14 protein-coding genes are annotated in these 17,681 nt (G+C 68.7%); 7 read left to right on the top strand and 7 right to left on the bottom strand.

The window, feature by feature from the left end:
- Positions 1–38 precede the first annotated feature (38 nt).
- Positions 39–662, top strand: coding sequence for a hypothetical protein (locus tag CQ034_RS01375; protein WP_105709678.1), 624 nt, complete (start codon positions 39–41; stop codon positions 660–662).
- On the opposite strand, the gene CQ034_RS01370 is transcribed toward CQ034_RS01375, so the two are convergent.
- A complete protein-coding gene (locus CQ034_RS01370) occupies positions 650–928 on the bottom strand; it encodes a helix-turn-helix domain-containing protein (RefSeq protein WP_029261953.1) in 279 nt (92 codons plus the stop codon). The genes CQ034_RS01375 and CQ034_RS01370 overlap by 13 nt on opposite strands.
- 97 nt (positions 929–1,025) lie before the next feature.
- Here CQ034_RS01370 and CQ034_RS01365 point away from each other — a divergent pair, with 97 nt between their 5' ends.
- On the top strand, positions 1,026–1,646 hold the full coding sequence (locus CQ034_RS01365; protein ID WP_105709677.1) for an SAF domain-containing protein: 621 nt from the start codon (positions 1,026–1,028) through the stop codon (positions 1,644–1,646).
- Positions 1,643–2,890 (top strand): P-loop NTPase, encoded by a 1,248-nt coding sequence (locus CQ034_RS01360; protein ID WP_146114783.1) that lies wholly within the window; start codon positions 1,643–1,645, stop codon positions 2,888–2,890. Before CQ034_RS01365 ends, CQ034_RS01360 begins: the two co-directional genes overlap by 4 nt.
- Here CQ034_RS01360 and CQ034_RS01355 read toward each other — a convergent pair.
- Together CQ034_RS01355 and secA are read right to left on the bottom strand one after the other, a co-directional pair.
- The gene (locus CQ034_RS01355; protein ID WP_105709675.1) at positions 2,814–4,040 is read right to left on the bottom strand and encodes a pyridoxal phosphate-dependent aminotransferase; all 1,227 of its coding nucleotides are present in this window, start codon (positions 4,038–4,040) and stop codon (positions 2,814–2,816) included. The two genes, CQ034_RS01360 and CQ034_RS01355, sit on opposite strands and share 77 nt — an antisense overlap.
- Positions 4,041–4,110: 70 nt before the next feature.
- Positions 4,111–6,912 carry a preprotein translocase subunit SecA gene (gene secA, locus CQ034_RS01350; protein ID WP_105710317.1) on the bottom strand — a complete coding sequence of 934 codons (2,802 nt, stop codon included), beginning with the start codon at positions 6,910–6,912 and terminating at the stop codon, positions 4,111–4,113.
- Positions 6,913–7,100: 188 nt separating this feature from the next.
- Between secA and CQ034_RS01345 the strand changes: the two genes are divergently transcribed.
- The 4 genes from CQ034_RS01345 to CQ034_RS01330 all read left to right on the top strand — a co-directional run bounded on the left by CQ034_RS01345 (position 7,101) and on the right by CQ034_RS01330 (position 12,682).
- Positions 7,101–7,721 (top strand): PadR family transcriptional regulator, encoded by a 621-nt coding sequence (locus CQ034_RS01345; RefSeq protein WP_029261958.1) that lies wholly within the window; start codon positions 7,101–7,103, stop codon positions 7,719–7,721.
- Complete coding sequence (locus CQ034_RS01340) at positions 7,718–8,443, top strand: ABC transporter ATP-binding protein (protein ID WP_029261959.1); 726 nt, start codon at positions 7,718–7,720, stop codon at positions 8,441–8,443. Before CQ034_RS01345 ends, CQ034_RS01340 begins: the two co-directional genes overlap by 4 nt.
- The gene (locus CQ034_RS01335) at positions 8,440–11,280 is read left to right on the top strand and encodes an ABC transporter permease (RefSeq protein WP_105709674.1); all 2,841 of its coding nucleotides are present in this window, start codon (positions 8,440–8,442) and stop codon (positions 11,278–11,280) included. Before CQ034_RS01340 ends, CQ034_RS01335 begins: the two co-directional genes overlap by 4 nt.
- Before the next feature lie 76 nt (positions 11,281–11,356).
- Positions 11,357–12,682 carry a hypothetical protein gene (locus CQ034_RS01330; protein WP_105709673.1) on the top strand — a complete coding sequence of 442 codons (1,326 nt, stop codon included), beginning with the start codon at positions 11,357–11,359 and terminating at the stop codon, positions 12,680–12,682.
- A gap of 72 nt (positions 12,683–12,754) precedes the next feature.
- Here CQ034_RS01330 and hpf read toward each other — a convergent pair whose 3' ends face one another.
- The 4 genes from hpf to mtrB form a co-directional block, all read right to left on the bottom strand.
- Positions 12,755–13,411 (bottom strand): ribosome hibernation-promoting factor, HPF/YfiA family, encoded by a 657-nt coding sequence (gene hpf, locus CQ034_RS01325; RefSeq protein ID WP_029261962.1) that lies wholly within the window; start codon positions 13,409–13,411, stop codon positions 12,755–12,757.
- Positions 13,412–13,546: 135 nt separating this feature from the next.
- Positions 13,547–14,026, bottom strand: coding sequence for a ComF family protein (locus CQ034_RS01320; protein ID WP_231481859.1), 480 nt, complete (start codon positions 14,024–14,026; stop codon positions 13,547–13,549).
- 256 nt (positions 14,027–14,282) lie between these two features.
- Positions 14,283–16,001, bottom strand: coding sequence for a GerMN domain-containing protein (locus CQ034_RS01315; RefSeq protein ID WP_258133927.1), 1,719 nt, complete (start codon positions 15,999–16,001; stop codon positions 14,283–14,285).
- Positions 15,998–17,680 carry an MtrAB system histidine kinase MtrB gene (gene mtrB, locus CQ034_RS01310; RefSeq protein ID WP_029261965.1) on the bottom strand — a complete coding sequence of 561 codons (1,683 nt, stop codon included), beginning with the start codon at positions 17,678–17,680 and terminating at the stop codon, positions 15,998–16,000. Before mtrB ends, CQ034_RS01315 begins: the two co-directional genes overlap by 4 nt.
- Between the last annotated feature and the right edge of the window lies 1 nt (position 17,681).

Below are 17,681 nucleotides of genomic sequence, written 5' to 3'. Positions count from 1 at the left end.
TCGTACGTGAGATCCGGCCGTCGCCTACGCTCTGTCGGGTGCACTGGGATCGTCTGTTCGAAGACCTCGAAGGCCAGCTGGCGTCGGACTGGGAGGCGGAGCGGGCCGTGCTCGACGCCGAGTCCGAGCGACTACGGATCGCGAAGCTGGACCTGCGCGGCCGCCTCCGGACGTTGTGCAGCGCCGGCACCGACGCGACGATCGACCTCGTGAACGGACGACGGCTGCCTGTCACACTCCAGGCACTCGGAGCAGACTGGCTCGCCGTGGCCTCACGCGATGTCGGCGGCTCCCGCCACACGACGGGCGCGGCAGCATCGGCACTGATCCTCCCTCTGCACGCCGTCGCCGGCATCACGACGGACCACGGCATGATCCTGGCGAGCCTCGACGACTCTGCGACGGAAGTACACCCGCTTCGCGAGCGGATGACACTCGGGTTCGTGCTGCGGGATCTCGCTCGACGACGGGTCCCTGTGCACATCAGCGTGCACGTCGGCGACGACGCCCACGGCACGATCGACCGTGCAGCAGCGGATCACCTCGATCTGGCGCTGCATGATCCGGGGCAGGCGCGTCTCGCCGGAGCTGTGCACGGCTTCCGCATCATCCCGTTCTCAACGCTCGTCGCCGTGCGCACCCCGGGAGATCAGCTGCGGTGAGCCGAGGAGGTGCCCCAGACCTCCGGAAAGCTCGCGACCTGCGACTGTCTCCACAACGCCATGCGGCGGGCGTTCTCCGATTCCTCTGCCAGGTAGCCCTCAAGACTCGACTCCTCGACTCGCCAGCGCGGCGGCGATCCGAGCTGCGCTCCGCGGAGCCTTCCTTCATGGAGGAGGTCGATCACCTCGTCCACACCGATGCTCAGGAGTTCGGCCACCTGTGCGGGGGCGAGGAATCGCGACGCGGGCCGGGTCGGGGGTGCCATCCCCCCATTCTCCACGACGGGATCAGGAGGATCAGGCGCTCCGCGGTCCTGTGGATAACCGGCGGAGCACATCCGGGATTTCTGTGACGATATCGCCATGGCTTCCCTCTCTCGCCCTCGGCGTGCGTTCTGGGGCGACACCCGCTTCCTCGTCGGGATCGTTCTGGTCGTGCTCTCCATCACCGCAGTGTGGCTCATCGTCACCGGATCCGACCAGGCGCGGCCGGTGCTCCGAGCCGACCGCACCATCGTGCAGGGCGAGAGGCTGAGTGCGGGCGACTTCCAGGTGATCGAAGTCGGGCTGGGCCTGTCCGGCGACGACTACCTCGGCCCCGAAGATCTGCAGCCCGGTCAGGTCGCGGCGCGCACACTCACGAAGGGCGAGATCGTGCCGACGGCTGCGCTGGCTGATGCCGACCGAGACCGCAGCACCACCATCGTGGTCGAGAGCAGCACCGGGATCCCCGGCGAGGTACAGGCCGGTTCGGTGGTCGACGTCTGGTTCGCCCCACCGCTCGACGACGGGCGCACGTACGACACTCCGCGAATCCTCGTCACGGATGTGGTCGTCCGCGACGTGATCGAGTCGAACGGCATGCTGGCAGATACCGCGGCCAGGCTCGAACTCGTGATCGACAGGAGCGATACAGCCGATGTGCTCGCCGCGATCACCGGAGGCGCAGCACTCTCCGTCCTCCCGGTCGGGGCCGGCTCGTGACGGCGGTCGTCGTGGCGATCCCGGAACCGCGCGCCAGCGAACTGGCTGCGGAGTTGGAGATGGAGGGAGTCACCGTCCTCGCCATCCTGCCTCTGCCCGCCGCCGATCTCGAGCTCCCTCGTGACGCCGAGGCGATCATCGTGACGGCCGCACGTGCAGTACTCACGGCCGAGCTGGTTTCCACCTGCGATCGGGCGGGAGTCCGCATCCTCCCACTCGGGGGTGCCGACAGCCGCCTGCTCGGACGACTCGGCTTGTCTGCCGCGTTGCCGCCCGAGGCGGCCGGCTGGGAGGTGGCGGCGGCGTTGCGCGCCGATGCCGACCACGTGAGCGCACCTCGATCACGCCATCCGCACCGGGTCATCGCCGTGTGGGGGCCGCACGGCGCACCGGGCCGCTCCAGGATCGCCATCGAGCTCGCGGTGGAACTCGCACGGTCCGGCCGCACCACCGCCCTGGTCGACGCCGATACGGTCGCTCCATCACTCGCGCTGCTGCTCGGGCACAGCGACGACGCACCCGGGATCGCTGCGGCCTGCCGTCGTGCCGAGCGAGGCACCCTCGACGCGACGGAGCTGACTCGACTCGCCACGACGGTCGCCACCGGCGGCGGCGAGGCGGTCGAGGTGCTCGCCGGTATAAACCGCCCGAGCCGGTGGCCGGAGCTGGGGGCGGCCCGTCTCCGAATGGCTTTGGGCGCGTGTCGGGAGTGGCGGGAAGAGACGGTCGTCGATGTGGCGGGAGCCTTCGATGCAGACGACGAGGTGACCTACGATATCGCCGGCCCTCGACGCCATGCCGCGACGTCGGCGACGCTGAGCGAAGCCGACCTGATCGTCGCCGTGGCCGCAGCCGATCCGCTGGGGATCAGCCGATTCCTCCGGGATCACGCAGAAGTCCGCCGGCTCACCGCGCCGACGCCGGTGTCGGTCGTCGTCAATCAGGTCCGGCCGGGACCGCTGGGGATCGATGCCCGCGGGCAGGTTCGACGCACGCTCGAGCGGTTCGCGGGAATCACGGACGTCACATTCCTCCCGTTCGACCAGCGCGCTGCCGATGCCTCGTTGCTGCATGCCCGCCCGATGACGGATGTCACACCGCGCTCGACGCTCGTCGCCGGCATTCGAGGGCTCGCGGCGACGCTGTCTCCCGTCGACGCGGAGCCCGTTACTGCCGGTAGCTCGAGAGGAAGTTCCCGAGTCGCTCGACGGCTTCGCTCAATACTCGGGGTTCGGGGAGCGTGACGAGTCGGAGGTGGTCCGGGGTCGCCCAGTTGAAACCCGTCCCCTGCACCAGGAGGATGTGCTCCGAGACGAGCAGGTCGTAGACCAGGCGGGCGTCGTCCCGGATCTCATGCACGTTCGGATCGAGACGCGGGAACGCATACAGTGCTCCCTGCGGCTTGACGCACGAGACCCCCGGGATCGACTCGAGGCCTTCCCACGCGATGTCACGCTGTTCGCGCAGGCGACCGGTCGGGGCGATCAGCGCGTCGATGGACTGTACGCCCGACAGCGCCGCCTGCACCGCGTGCTGGGCGGGAACGTTCGGACACAGTCGCGTCGACGCCAGCAGCGTGATGCCCTCGATGAATCCCTTGGCGTGGCCCTGCGGCCCGGTGATGACCATCCAGCCCGAGCGGTAGCCCGCGACACGATAGGTCTTGGACAGCCCGTTGAATGTCAGGCAGAGCAGATCGGGAGCGAGGGTCGCGGTGGGGATGTGCACGGCGCCGTCGAACAGAATCCGGTCGTAGATCTCATCCGACAGCAGCAGGAGCTCATGTTCACGAGCGATCTGCACGAGCCCCTCGAGGATCTGGCGCGAGTACACGACGCCGGTGGGGTTGTTCGGGTTGATGATGACGAGAGCTTTGGTGCGCGGCGTGATCTTCGAGCGGATGTCCTCGAGATCGGGCTGCCACTCGTCATCCTCATCGCACAGATAATGCACGGGCGTGCCGCCGGCGAGGCTGGTCATCGCTGTCCAGAGGGGGTAATCCGGGGCCGGGATGAGCACCTCGTCGCCCTCGTCCAGCAGCGCCTGCATCGTCATGGTGATGAGCTCGGAGACGCCGTTGCCGAGATAGACGTCGTCGGGGTCGAAACGGGGAAAGCCCTCGATCTGCTCGTAGCGGCTCACGACCGCGCGGCGGGCCGAGATGATGCCCTTGCTGTCGCTGTAGCCATGCGCGGACGGAAGCGACGCAAGCATGTCGTGCACGATCTGATGAGGAGCATCGAAGCCGAAGATCGCCGGATTCCCGGTGTTCAGCTTGAGGATCTTGTGGCCTTCGGCCTCCAGACGCGCCGCCTCGACGAGCGCGTTTCCGCGGATCTCGTACAGGACGTTCTTGAGCTTCGACGACTGGTCGAAGTTGCGCGTTGGTGTCATCGACCAAGCCTACAGCGACGAAAGGAGGGCCAATCCACCCGGACTGGCCCTCCTCTCCTCTGCGCGGGAGCTACTTCTTCTTCTTGCCCTGGGCGCGACGCTGCTCGCGGTTGCCGGCGGCCGGAGCCTCCGCATCGGTGCGCTGCCCGAAGGCGCCTCGTGGCGCCTCTTCCGGTTCGGTCTGCGGGGCCTGAGCGCGAGCCGCCGCCTGACGGACACGATCGGTGGCCGCCTGCTGGACCTGACCGCGATCGTTGCGGACCTCGACTTCGCCTGCATCGTTCGCTGCGGAGTACTCGAGACGCTGCTCTCCCCCGTCGGAAGCGAGCCCCTTGGCCTCGACCTCGGCGGTCTGGGAATCTCCGGCCCGACGCACCTCGACCTCGAGGTTGTAGAGGTACCCGACGGATTCCTCCTTGATCTGCCCCATCATCGATTGGAACATCGCGTAGCCCTCGCGCTGGTACTCGATGAGCGGATCGCGCTGAGCCATCGCGCGCAGGCCGATGCCGTCCTTGAGGTAGTCCATCTCGTAGAGGTGGTCACGCCAGCGGCGGTCGAGCACCTGGAGCACCACGCGACGTTCCAGTTCGCGCGTCGCAGCCTCGCCGAGCGCCTCCTCGCGAGCCTCGTATGCGATCTTCGCGTCGGAGAGCAGCTCGCGGGTGAGTCCGTCCGCCGTGATCCCTCCCTTGCGCCCCGCAGCCTCCGAGACGACCTCGTCGATCGTCACGCCGACCGGGTAGAGCGTCTTGAGCTCGGTCCAGAGCGCGTCGAAGTCCCAGCTCTCGTTGTGCCCCTCACCGGTGTGGTCGCGGACCACGCCGCTGATCGCATCCTCGATGAAGTGCTGCACGCGGTCGGCGATGTCATCGCCCTGCAGGATGTGTCGACGGTCGGCGTAGATCGCCTCGCGCTGACGATTCAGGACGTCGTCGTACTTGAGGACGTTCTTGCGCATCTCGGCGTTGCGCGACTCGACCTGGGACTGGGCGCTGCGGATCGCTCGGGAGACGAGGCCCGATTCGATCGGCACATCGTCCGGGAAGTTCGTGCGGGCGAGGATCGCCTCCGCGGCACCCGACTGGAACAGACGCATCAGGTCGTCGGTCAGGCTCAGGTAGAAGCGGCTCTCACCGGGGTCGCCCTGACGCCCGGAACGGCCACGGAGCTGGTTGTCGATGCGACGCGACTCGTGTCGTTCGGTGCCCAGCACGTAGAGCCCGCCGGCCTCGATGACCTTCTCGGCCTCCTCGGCGACGATGCTCTTCATCGACTCGTAGGTCTCATCCCACGCGACCTCGTACTCCTCGGGCGTCTCGACGGGGTCGAGCCCCTTGCCCTTGAGCTCCTGGACCGCAAGGAACTCGGCGTTTCCGCCGAGCATGATGTCGGTGCCTCGGCCGGCCATGTTCGTGGCGACGGTGACGGCACCCAGACGTCCGGCGCGGGCGACGATCTCGGCCTCGCGTGCGTGGTTCTTCGCGTTGAGGACCTCGTGCTTGACGCCCTTCTTCGCGAGCAGGCGCGACAGGTACTCGCTCTTCTCGACGCTCACCGTTCCGACCAGCACCGGCTGGCCGGCGGCATGACGCTCGGCGATGTCCTCGACGACCTGCGCGAACTTGGCGGTCTCGTTCTTGTAGACGAGGTCGGACTGGTCCTTGCGGATCATCGGCCGGTTGGTCGGGATCGGGATGACGCCGAGCTTGTAGGTCGACATGAACTCCGCGGCCTCGGTCTCGGCCGTACCCGTCATGCCGGCGAGCTTGTCGTAGAGGCGGAAGTAGTTCTGCAGAGTGACGGTGGCAAGGGTCTGGTTCTCGGCCTTGACCGGCACGCCCTCCTTGGCCTCGATCGCCTGGTGGATGCCCTCGTTGTAGCGGCGGCCGACCAGGATGCGGCCGGTGTGCTCGTCGACGATCATGACCTCGTCGTTCATCACGACGTAGTCGGTGTCCTTCTTGAACAGCGCGAGTGCCTTGATCGAGTTGTTGAGGAACGAGATCAGCGGGGTGTTGGCCGACTCGTAGAGGTTGTCGATGCCGAGGTAGTCCTCGACCTTCTCGATACCGGGCTCGAGCACGCCGACCGTGCGCTTCTTCTCGTCGACCTCGTAGTCCTCGCCGACCTCGAGCGTGCGGGCGATCTTCGCGAACTCGGCGAACCAGCGGTTCGCCTCGCCCGAGGACGGGCCCGAGATGATGAGCGGCGTACGAGCCTCGTCGATGAGGATCGAGTCGACCTCGTCGACGATCGCGAAGAAGTGCTCACGCTGGACGAGGTCTTCCTTGCGCCACGCCATGTTGTCGCGCAGGTAGTCGAAGCCGAACTCGTTGTTCGTGCCGTACGTGATGTCGGCCGCGTACTGCTCCCGGCGGACCGCGGGGGTCTGGCCGGAGACGATGATGCCGGTGGTCATGCCGAGGGCGCGGAACACACGCCCCATCAGCTCGGCCTGGTAGCTCGCGAGGAAGTCGTTGACCGTGATGACGTGCACGCCCTTGCCGGCGATCGCGTTCAGATACGCGGGCAGGGTCGCGACGAGGGTCTTGCCCTCACCGGTCTTCATCTCGGCGATGTTGCCGAGGTGGAGCGCGGCACCACCCATGATCTGCACGTCGTAGGCGCGCATGCCGAGCGTGCGCTTGGCCGCCTCTCGCACCGCGGCGAAGGCTTCGGGCATGAGCTGGTCGAGGGTCTCGCCCTTCTCGAAGCGCGCGCGCAGCTCGACGGTCTCATTGCGCAGTTCGTCGTCGGTGAGCTTGGAGATGTCCTCTTCCAGCGCTCCCACTGCCTTGACGACCTGATTCAGGCGGCGGATGACCCGCCCCTCGCCCGCACGCAGCAGCTTCTCAAGAGGATTGGCCACGGATGTCATCTCCCTGTCAGTGGGTAAATCGCCGGCCGCCGGTGAACCCGACGCCAGGCATGCTTTGCCATGTTACCGGCCTGTGACCTGCACGTCGCCTGCACGAGCCTTCCACGAGAAGATCCGAATAGTTGCCGAGTATGCATATACTCGGTATTGCATTCATCTCGACAACCAGGGAGCCCACCATGTCGGTACGTCAGAGCCTGCTCGCGATCCTCGATCAGGGCCCCTGCTACGGCTATCAGCTGCGGCACGAATTCGACCGTCGCACCGGTTCCACCTGGCCGCTGAACGTCGGACAGATCTACAACACGCTCGAGCGTCTCGAGCGTGACGGCCTCGTCGAGCGCGGGGATGCCGACGAGCAGGGTCATGTGTACTGGCAGATCACGGATGCCGGCTCCGCCGAGGTCGCGCAGTGGCTCTCCTCCCCCGTGGTGCGGACGCAGGCGACGCGGGACGAGCTCGCGATCAAGCTCGCCGTGGCCGCGACGCTGCCCGGAGTCGACGTCGCAGCGGTCATCCAGTCGCAGCGCACGGCGTCGCTGCGACAGCTGCAGTCCCTGCAGCGGGCGAAGTACGCCGGCGGTGACGCCGACGGCCCGGAGGAACTCTCCTGGGCGCTGGTCGTCGATTCGATGATCTTCGCCGCGGAGGCCGAGGTGCGGTGGCTCGACCACACGGAACAGCGCCTCGCCCTGCACCCGCGACAGGCGATGGCGCTCGAACTCGCGACCGAGCGCCCCAAGCGCGGGCGGCCCGCGAAAGCTGGTGCTCCCTTCGCGGATGCGGCTCCCTCACTGTGAGCGCCGAGACGGTCCTGCGACTGGTCGGGGTCACGCAGCAGTACGGGAACGGCGCGACGGCGGTGTCGGCACTCTCGGGTGTCGATCTGGAGGTTCGCCGCGGGGAGCTCGTCGCCGTCATGGGTGCCTCCGGCTCCGGCAAGTCGACTCTGCTCGCCATAGCCGGCGGTCTCGCTCGACCCACCACCGGTGAAGTCGTCATCGAGGGCGCGTTCCTCAGCGAACAGAGCGCCGCGGAGGTCGCCCGCCTGCGTCGACGTTCCCTCGGTTTCGTCTTCCAGGACTTCAATCTGATCCCCACGCTCACCGCCATCGAAAACGTGACACTCCCGCTGGAACTCGACGGCTTCCGCACCCGGGTCGCCCGCCGCGCGGGGAAGGACGCCCTGCAGTCCGTCGGCCTGGCGGACAAGCTCGACTCCTATCCGGACGATCTCTCCGGAGGTCAGCAGCAGCGCGTCGCGATCGCTCGCGCCGTGGTCGGCGGACGACGACTCATCCTCGCCGACGAGCCGACGGGCGCATTGGATTCCGTCACCGGCGAACTGGTGCTCCGGATGCTCCGCGGACGAGTGGATGCGGGTGCGGCGGGCATCCTCGTCACGCACGAGGCGCGCCATGCGGCATTCGCCGACCGGATCGTGTTTCTCCGGGACGGGAGGATCGTCGACGAGACCCGGCGCGACGACGCCGAGGTGCTGCTGAGCGGGACGGGGCGATGACCGCGACCGTCGACCGACCGGAGACGAGGACGTCCGACCGTCCCTCCTCGTCCGTCCAACGGCCGGGAAGACGCGCCCGCTGGCGCGTCGCCGCCCGGCTTGCGCACCGGCAGCTGCGACGCACCCTGCTGTCGAGCGCCCTCATCGGCACGCTCGTCCTGCTCCCGATCGCAGCCATGACCGCCTACGCGGTCATAGGGGCGAGCATGATCGGCACCCCGCAGGAACGCGTGACCGCGGAACTGGGACGGATGGAGGCATGGGTCTCGGTGGGCGGTATACCGGACAGCGGATTCTGGCAGTCCCCCATCGACCCCACGTGGACGGGATATCCCGACAACTCCGGCAATACCCCCGAGGGGACGCCGATCGCCGATCCGACCGCCGCGCTGCCGTCCGGCACCGAGGCGATCCGGGTCGTCGAGTCCACCGTGCGTGTGCAGACTCCCGACGGCGTCACCGGGATGCCCGCGTGGGGAGGCGAGGTCTGGGATGAGCGCTTCGAGGGACGGTACGAGATTCTCGACGGGGCGACCCCGCGGTCCGGCCGCGAGATCATGGCGACCCCGGCCGCACTCGAGCGGCTCGGGATCGCGATCGGTGACGAGGTCGTCGTCACCGACGGCGACCGCAGCTACACGGTCGTCGGAACCCTGGACTCGGCGGTCCTCTCCGATGCGACCTCCGCGCTCTTCCTGCCGGCGAGCGCCGGACTCTCGGGCGACGCCCGCTGGTATCTCCCCGACCTGTCGCTCAACTGGCCGGAGGTCGAGAAGCTGAACGAAGACGGTGTGGTCGCCTACTCGCGGTCGGTGATCCAGGAGCCGCCGGTCCTCTCGGACAAGACGAGGGGCGGGTGGTCCGGAGCAGACGACGGCGCCCTGTGGACGGTGCTCATCGTACTCATCGCCGGCGGGCTCTTCGCCGCGTACGTCGTCGTGATGCTGGCGGGCGCCGCCTTCGCGGTCGCCGCACGCCGCCAGCAGCGGTCTCTCGCCGTCGCCGCGAGCGTGGGAGCCGCGCCGGCCGACCTCCGCCGGGTCATCCTGCTCCAGGGCACGGCCCTGGGCCTCATCTCCGGCATTCTCGGTCTCGCCCTCGGCGTCGGGGCGGCCGCGGTGACGATGGCACTCCTCGCCGACGGATCGGCCACCCAGTTCTGGGGCTTCCACGTGCCGTGGCTGATCCTGGCGGGGATCCTGACCTTCTCGGTGCTGGTGGGAACCGCATCCGCAGTGCTTCCCGCACGCACGGTCGCCCGCACCGACACCCTCAGTGCGCTGCGCGGCGCGCGTCGTCCGCAGAGACCCCGTGCGTCGCGACCGATCTGGGGATCGATCCTGCTGATCCTCGGCGTCGCGCTCACGATCGGCAGCGCGTTCGCGATCCTCGCCATCGAGGTCACGGATCTGCCGTGGGACTCGCCGCTGCGGGCTATTCCTCCGTTCGGCATCGTCATCGGGCCGATCCTCGTGCAGATCGGCATCCTGCTCTCCGGTCGCTGGCTGCTGTGGATCACCGCCAAAGCGCTCTCGCCCGTCAGCGTCGCCGCTCGCATCGCCGCCCGCGACGCCGCGGCGAACTCCTCACGCACGGTTCCCGCTTTCGCTGCGATCGCCGCGACCGTCTTCGTCGCGGTCTTCGCCATGAGCCAGACCTCCATGCAGAACGCGTGGACCGCGCGGGATTGGGCCTACCAGGCTCCGGTCGGCACCCTCGCCATCGCGATCCAGCCGACCGGAGCGGAGTCGACCGTCGACTCCTCCGTCGCTTCCGAGGCGACCGACGCGGGAATCGCGCTCGCGGACAGCGTGGGGGCGTCCGGCACGGCCGTGATCGCCCGCCAGCCCGAGGTGTGGGGCTACGCGAACTCCCTCGACATCCCCGCGGACGAGACGAGGGTCATCGCCGTGATGCCGGACCGTCATCTTTTCGACCCGGAGGTCGAGAACTCGTTCACGGCGAACGGACAGAACCGACCGAACCCGATCGCGGTGGTCTCGGTGGACGAGCTCGACGAGGCCCTCGGCGTCACGGTGAGTTCCGCACAGCGCGCCGCCTACCGAGACGGCGCCGCGATCGTCACCGACCCGCAATACGTCACCGACGGCACGATCGACGTCGGGGCCTGGAGCGGCCGCGATGTGTACGACGGGAAGGTGCCCGACAACATCTGGACCGCATGGGAAGACGGACCATCACGTGGCGAGCCGCTCTGGGAGCGGAAGGTCGACGCCATCGCACTCGAGCTCCCCCACCAGGCCGTCGCGGTAGCGGTCGCCCCGGAGACGGCGGCGGAGTTCGAGATGGCGACGCGTCCCAGCATGGTGATCGCCGCGTTCGACGCCCCCGTGCCGGTGGAGGTACGCGACCGCGTGCAGGAGAACGCCGATGCGCTGGGCACAGCAGACTGGATCCTCTCCCCGTACTTCGAGAACGGCCCGCCCGACGACTCGCTGTGGATCGTGCCGATCCTGAGCGCCGTGGGTGTCCTCGTCCTCGGCGCGAGCGGGGTGGCCCTGAGCCTGGCGCGGTTCGAGCGCCGCCCCGACGACGCCACGCTCTCCGCGATCGGCGGCACGAACGGGCTCCGTCGCCGGGTCGGCCTCTGGCAGGGACTCATCATCGCCGGGTTCGGTACTCTCGCGGGTGCGGTGGCCGGGGTGCTCCCCCCGATCGGGTTCGCGATCCAGTCGCGAGGCGTTCTTCTGATCCCCGACATCCCCTGGGGCGTGCTCGCCCTGCTTGCGGTCGCCCTGCCTCTCGCGATCGCCGCGGTCAGCTGGCTCATCCCCCCACGGCGCGCAGAGCTCACGCGACGTACGGCGATCGCCTGACGTGCCCTGAGCGAACAGCGCCTGCCCGGAGCGGATGCTCAGCCACCGCCGGTACGCGAGAAACTAGGATCGACCTATGGCTGGAATTTGGGGCAGACGCAAACGCGAACAGGAAGAACTCGCCGCACAGGACGCCGATCTCGCACGTCGCGCCGAGCAGGCGCTGGTCGGCGCCGACGAGCGGATTCGCACGACGTCGGACGAGCTCTCCTTCGCCGAGGCCGAGCTGGGTGAATCGCTGACCGCCGACCTGCGCACGGCTCTCACCGCGGTGCGCACCCATCTGCGCGAGGCATTCCAGCTCCACCAGCTGAACCATGACGAGATCCCCGACACGGCCGAGGAGCTGCGCACGCGGAATGCGCGCATCCTGCAGCTCTGCGACTGGGCTCAGGACCTTCTCGACGAGAAGACCTCCGTCCTCGCCGAATCCGTCGCCAAGGTTCGCCGAGCACCCGAGATCATCGCGCAGGTGCGGGCGGATGCCGCCGCGCTCAGCACCCGCATCCCCCAGACCAACGAGGCCGTCGCACGCCTCTCGGCTCGCTACGCCGATTCCGCGATGCACCAGATCACCGCCAGCGCCGCCGAGGCCGAGCAGCTCATCCGCTTCGCCACCCACAGCGCCGACATCTCCGAACGCCGTCGTGCAGCCAAACAGAACGAAGAGGCGAATGTCGCCCTCGAGACAGCGACCGAGGCCACCCGGCGCGCATCCGCGCTTCTGGATGCGGTCGAGGACTTCGAGATCGAGGCACTCCGAGCAGAATCCACCCTCGCCGAAGTCGTCGCCGACTCGCGCGGCGACCTCATCGCGGCACGCAACGCCCCGTCGGTGCCGGCCGTCGCCGAAGCGGTGGCCGCGCTCCAAGCCGCCCTCGCCGCTCTCACACCGGCCGGTCAGCCCAATGACCCGTTCGCCGAGCTGTCCCAGTTGCGCGACGCCAACTCCGCGCTGGACGAGGCGATCGCCAAGGCCCGGCACCGCGCCGAGAATCCACTCCCCAGCCTCGCCCAGGTGCAGCATGCGATCGACGACGCCGACCGTCAGCTCGGCGTCGCGCGCGGCCTCATCGCCGGCCACCGCGGCTGGATCGGTGCCGACGCCCGCACGCGCCTGGCCGAGGCCGAGCGACTCCGCGTCGATGTCTCCGATCTCCTGCCAGCGGAGGACACGCGCGAAGCCGCCCTGGTGCAGGCCCGTCGGGTCGCGCACCTCGCTTCCGAGGCTCTCCAGCTCGCCCAGCGCGACATCGATTCCTCGCGTCCGCGCGATCAGGACTGGGGCGGCGGTGGCGGCTGGGGCGGCGGGCCGCGGCGCGGTGGTGGCGGCGGCGACCTCGCATCCGGCATCCTCGGCGGACTCGTGATCGGCAGCCTCCTGGACGGCATCTTCGACTGACGACCCGCACCTGCGTCCTCAGACGCCAGAACGGCCCGGTCCCGCGAGGGACCGGGCCGTTCTGCGACTCCGTCAGGAAGCGAGCGCCTCAGACGGCGGCGCCTGCGTGCTCAGTGCGATCACGCCGTAGTCCCAGCCCTTGCGTCGGTACACGACGCTCGGGTGGTCGGTGCGGACATCGACGAAGAGGAAGAAGTCGTGTCCGACCAGTTCCATCCGATCGACCGCCTCTTCCACAGTCATCCACTCGGCGTCGAAACTCTTCGTGCGGATGACGACGGGCGAGTAGGTCTCGTCTTCCGGCTGCTGCACCGGCACGTTGCCCGTCGCGACGGCATGAAGAACATCCGCGGATGCCGGCTGGACGTCGATGCCTTCCAGCGATCCGCTGCCCTTCTCGAAGTGGGCGCCGCGCGGGTGCTGTCGGCCATCGACACGCTTCTCCTTCGCACGACGAAGCTGCTCGGACATCTTGTCGATGGCGAGGTCGAGAGCCACGAACTTGTCGCCGTCCGTCGCCTCCGCGCGGACGACCGGTCCCTTGCCCACCAGCGTCAGCTCGACGGTCTCGTCCGGGATGCGGCCGTTGCGATACACGCGGTGGGTGACTTTGACGTCCAACCGTTGCGCCCGTGACGCAAACATCTGGACCTTGGCGATCTTCTCTTCGACAACGGTTCGGAAGCGATCGGTGATACCCACTCCGACGCCAACGATGCTTGTTTCCATTGCTGCCTCCTTGTCCCGGTCCTCCCGGCCAAGGGCGGACCGTGGTCGCCTTGTGTCACCCCACCGTAGTCCGACCGTCGACGGATGTCACGGGGTTGCGACCCTGTGTCGCCGGTGCGTTCTCGATGAGGTTCCTCAGAATCCCGATCGATGCGGCGTGGCGGCGAGCGCGACCGCCACCACAGTGCGAAAGCCGGCCGCTCGGAGCGCCCTGGCTGCCTCGTCGAGCGTGGCACCGGTGGTGACGACGTCGTCGACGAGCACGACCTCGGCGCCCCCTCCCCGTCCCCGTGCACGCATCGTGCCGCGAACGTTCTCCTCGCGCTCACGCGCACCCAGGCCACGCTGGTCGGCCGCTGCGGCCACGACCGCGAGCAGCGGCTGCGGCTGTGCGTGTGCACGACGGATCAGCAGCTCGGGGACGCGATAGCCACGGCGGCGGAACGCTCTTCGCGCGGTGGGGACCGGCACGATCCAGGTCATCGGCGTCACGAATGGGGAGAGCACCGTCGCGAGCGCCGTGGCCAGCGGCCGCGCGAGATACGTCTCACCCTCACCCTTGAGCCGGCGGATGCAGCGTGCCGCGACCCCTTCGAACTCGAGCGCGGCGTGCACAGGCAGACCTCCCGGCGTCAGCGAGGATCGCGGGCGCGGTGTCAGGTCGCACCGGCACCGCGGACACAGCAGCGTTCCCGGCTGGTCACAGCCTGCGCACGTCGCCGCCAGCAGGAACGCCGCCAACTCCGTTCCGACACCGAGGAGACGAGAAGATGTCCGCATCCGACGATTCTGGGGCCGCGCCCTCGACCACGCAGACGAAGAAGCCGCTGCCGCCGAGAACCGCGACCAGTCCCCTGGCGTGCAGGAAGAGTCACTCTCCGACGCGCGTGGCGAGCACCGAGACGTCGGACGCCACCTCGCGCCACGCCGACCCCGCATGAGCGAACAGCTGCCCGCCGGCGCCGAGGATGCGAACGCCGGCAGTGGTCCGCGCACCTGCGGCCGAGACGGCGTCGCCCGGAGCGGCCTCCGACGTGCCGGGTCCGCCCACCGTCTGGGTGATGAGCCGGGGGCTGACCGGATCCACCAGCACACCCAGCCGATCCGGCCCCAGCCACACCAGACCGGTCGCCGGCTCGTCGATCTGCACCAGCTGCTTGGCATCTCCGAGTTCCACCGGGAGTCCCGCCGAGTCGCGGACGACGGCGGCCACGACGACCCAGCGCTGCTTGCCGACGGTGACCACCGCTGCCACGCGGCTGCCGTCTCCGGCGACGCGCAGGTCCGAGATCGCTGACGCCGTCGGCCACGCATTCCCGATCGCGTGCGCGGCGATATCGCTCCCCCAGGCCTGCAGGGCCGCCGGGTCTCCTTCAGGAACGGTCCAGGTGTAACCGTATGGATCCAGGGACGGTTCGATGAGCCCCGGTGGCGCATCGAACTCGTTGCGGCTTCCATCGCCCACCCGGTACACCCGCCCGTCACCGAGCTGGACGGCCGCGATGGAGTCGTCGAGTGCCACATCGATCGATGCGATGGGCTGCGGCATCGCAGCGATCTCGGTACTGATCCCGGCGATCGGGGAGATCTCGTCCCCCACGATGCGACCGAACGCGCCGTTCTGCAGCACGAGCGTGCCAATCTCCGCCGACGGCTCCACGACGTCGACGACCCCGGCGTCGACGCTACGGCCGTCCACGGTGAACTGCACGCGGGTGACGGCGACCCCCGCGGCCCGGAGAGTGGCCTGCAACTGCGTGCGCATGCGAGAGAGCGTGGTCTCGTCGAGCGCGGTCGCCGGACGGGTGAGGGCGACGTCGGCCACCTGCCCGGTGATGAGGACGGCATCCTGGGCAAGCTGCACGTCGGCAGGGAAGGCGTTCTGCACGGCCGGGTCGAGCCAATCGCTGGGAGCACCGCCGATCAGGGCTTGCGTCACCGTCGTCGCCGGACTCTGCCGCCGCGGGAACCACCGCATGTCGGGTACCAGTCGCGACCAGCTGAGGTCGAAGTACTGGAGCGGATAGCCCTCGAAGACGTTCTCGAACCGCGGCTCATCGATCACGATCCCGTCGAGCGCTTCCGTGATGCGCCATTCGCCGTCCTCCATGCGCTGCAGCGTGAACGGCATGGTGGAGGCTCCGAGCGCTTCCGAATAGGTGTTGGCATCGTCGACGCTGGCGACCAGATCGAGCAGGACCTGGACGTCGGCCGAGTCCGCATCCTCGACGTCCGCGGGAGGAACGGTCGAGGTGATGGTCCGCGTGTCCGTTCCGGTGTCGATCGACACCCCCGCCGCCGGCCGCCACGTGCGCTGCAGGTCGGGAGCGAGGAACTCCCGCGCCGTCGCCCAGTTGTCGGACGTCGTGATCCCCGCTTCGAGGAATCCCTCGACGATCTCCTCGGGACCGGCGCCCTTGATCGGCCCGGAGGCCACGGGGAGGAAGTCGACATCCTGCGTGGACTCGCCGAGCTCGAGCCCCACCGAGACCCCACCGCTGGTCGGAAGCCCGGCACAGGCCGAGAGCAGGAGCGCCACGAGGGCCACCGCGCCGCCGCGCAGCGTCCTCGTCCACCTCGTCCGATTCATGATCTGTCACTCTCGTCGAAGAGCTCGGGAGGAGGCTCGGCCAGGGAGATCGGCTGGGTCGCATCCCCGAGTTCGGCGAGGGGCTCCTGCGGTTCGATCGGGACGGGGCTCGGGCCGTCCAGCACACCGTCGTGACGAGGGATGGTGAGGACGAAGTTCGTGCCGACGCCCAGCTCCGACCAGACGGCGAGCGTACCGCCGTGCAGCGTGGCGTCGCCGAGCGCGATGGACAGTCCCAGCCCGGTCCCTCCGATCGTCCGCTGACGAGAGGGATCAGCGCGCCAGAATCGGTCGAACACCCGTTCCGCGTCGTCCGGCTCCATTCCCATCCCGAAGTCTCGCACGCCCGCTGCCACCGCATGCTGGTTGCTGTCGATCGTGATGACGACCGGGCGCCCCTCACCGTGCTCGATGGCGTTGCCGATCAGGTTGCGCAGCACTCGCCGCACGCGCCGCGGGTCCATGTCGACCGGCGAATACCCGCCGGGGGCGACCAGCCTCAGCTCCGTGCCGTGTCCCTCCGCGAGCGGTCGCATCTGATCGATGATGTCCTCCGCCAGATGCGCGAGGCTCGTCGCCTCCAACTCGAGCTGCACCGACCCCGCATCGTACCGACTGATCTCCAGCAGGTCGGAGAGCAGTGTCTCGAACCGCTGCACCTGCGTGTGCAGCAGTTCAGCGGTGCGTGCGGTGGTGGGATCGAACTCCTCGCGCTGGTCGTTGAGCATGTCGGCGGCGAGCCGGATCGTGGTGAGCGGAGTGCGGAGCTCGTGCGAGACATCGGAGACGAAGCGCTGCTGCACCATCGACAGCTCGCCGAGCTCCTTGATCTGCGCCTCGATGCTGTCGGCCATCGCGTTGAAGGACCGACCGAGCACGGCGAGTTCGTCCTCGCCGTGCACGTCGATGCGCACTCCGAGCTCGCCCGCAGCGAGACGTGCGCTCGTCTCCGCGGCCTGCACGATCGGGGAAGCCACCGCCCGCAGCACGATCCACGAGATCGCGGCGACGATGGCCACCAGCCCGATCCCGGCGATCCACAGTGTGCGCTGCACGAACACGAGGGTCTGATCGGCATCGCCGAGGTCGTAGGCGAAGTAGATCTCGAAGGGTCCGGCCTCGGGCACCTGCAGCTGCTGCCCCACGACGATGCCGGGAACCGCCGCGCCGTCCGCCACCGGGAGCGCCACCGACTGCCACGCCTGGCGATCGTCGAGCTTGACCACCCGGGCGCGGAGGTTCGGGCTCAACAGGCTCTCGTTCAATCCCGCCTCGAAGCCGTTCAGCCGCGCGGTGTCCGCGCCGGTGTCGATCTTGTAGCCCGCGAGCTGATCGGTACTCGATGTGCGAGCGAGCGTGTCCTGGATGCCGGCCCAGAGGCTCGAGAGCGCAGCGGGATCATCTCCCACCTCCGCCACGTCGAGGATGCGCTGGGCCTGGTCGACCGCGCGGCGTGCGTCTTCGAGAGCGACCGTCTTGCGGGAGATGAAGAGGTCGTTCTGGATCACGAGAGCCATCGTCACGCAGGTGATGAAGATCGCCAGCGAGGTCGCGAGCAGTGTGATGGACAGAGTGCGGAACCGCAGCGAGCGACGCCACAGGGTGCCGAGCATCGTCGGCCAGCCGCGCCAGTCGCGCAGGACAGCGACCGTCGTGGTGGTCGCTGTCGTCGCGGCCATC

The sequence above is a fragment of the Microbacterium sp. MYb45 genome, assembly GCF_002979655.1.
GTDB lineage: Bacteria > Actinomycetota > Actinomycetes > Actinomycetales > Microbacteriaceae > Microbacterium.
The sequence above is the reverse complement of the archived record's forward strand: the minus strand, read 5'-3'. Positions and strand labels throughout refer to the sequence as shown.

Coding starts and splice junctions, on each gene's coding strand:
- CQ034_RS01370 (WP_029261953.1), bottom strand. CDS start 928: ATGGCACCCCCGACCCGGCCCGCGTCGCGATTCCTCGCCCCCGCACAG.
- CQ034_RS01365 (WP_105709677.1), top strand. CDS start 1,026: ATGGCTTCCCTCTCTCGCCCTCGGCGTGCGTTCTGGGGCGACACCCGC.
- CQ034_RS01355 (WP_105709675.1), bottom strand. CDS start 4,040: ATGACACCAACGCGCAACTTCGACCAGTCGTCGAAGCTCAAGAACGTC.
- CQ034_RS01345 (WP_029261958.1), top strand. CDS start 7,101: ATGTCGGTACGTCAGAGCCTGCTCGCGATCCTCGATCAGGGCCCCTGC.
- CQ034_RS01335 (WP_105709674.1), top strand. CDS start 8,440: ATGACCGCGACCGTCGACCGACCGGAGACGAGGACGTCCGACCGTCCC.
- CQ034_RS01330 (WP_105709673.1), top strand. CDS start 11,357: ATGGCTGGAATTTGGGGCAGACGCAAACGCGAACAGGAAGAACTCGCC.
- hpf (WP_029261962.1), bottom strand. CDS start 13,411: ATGGAAACAAGCATCGTTGGCGTCGGAGTGGGTATCACCGATCGCTTC.
- CQ034_RS01315 (WP_258133927.1), bottom strand. CDS start 16,001: ATGAATCGGACGAGGTGGACGAGGACGCTGCGCGGCGGCGCGGTGGCC.
- mtrB (WP_029261965.1), bottom strand. CDS start 17,680: ATGGCCGCGACGACAGCGACCACCACGACGGTCGCTGTCCTGCGCGAC.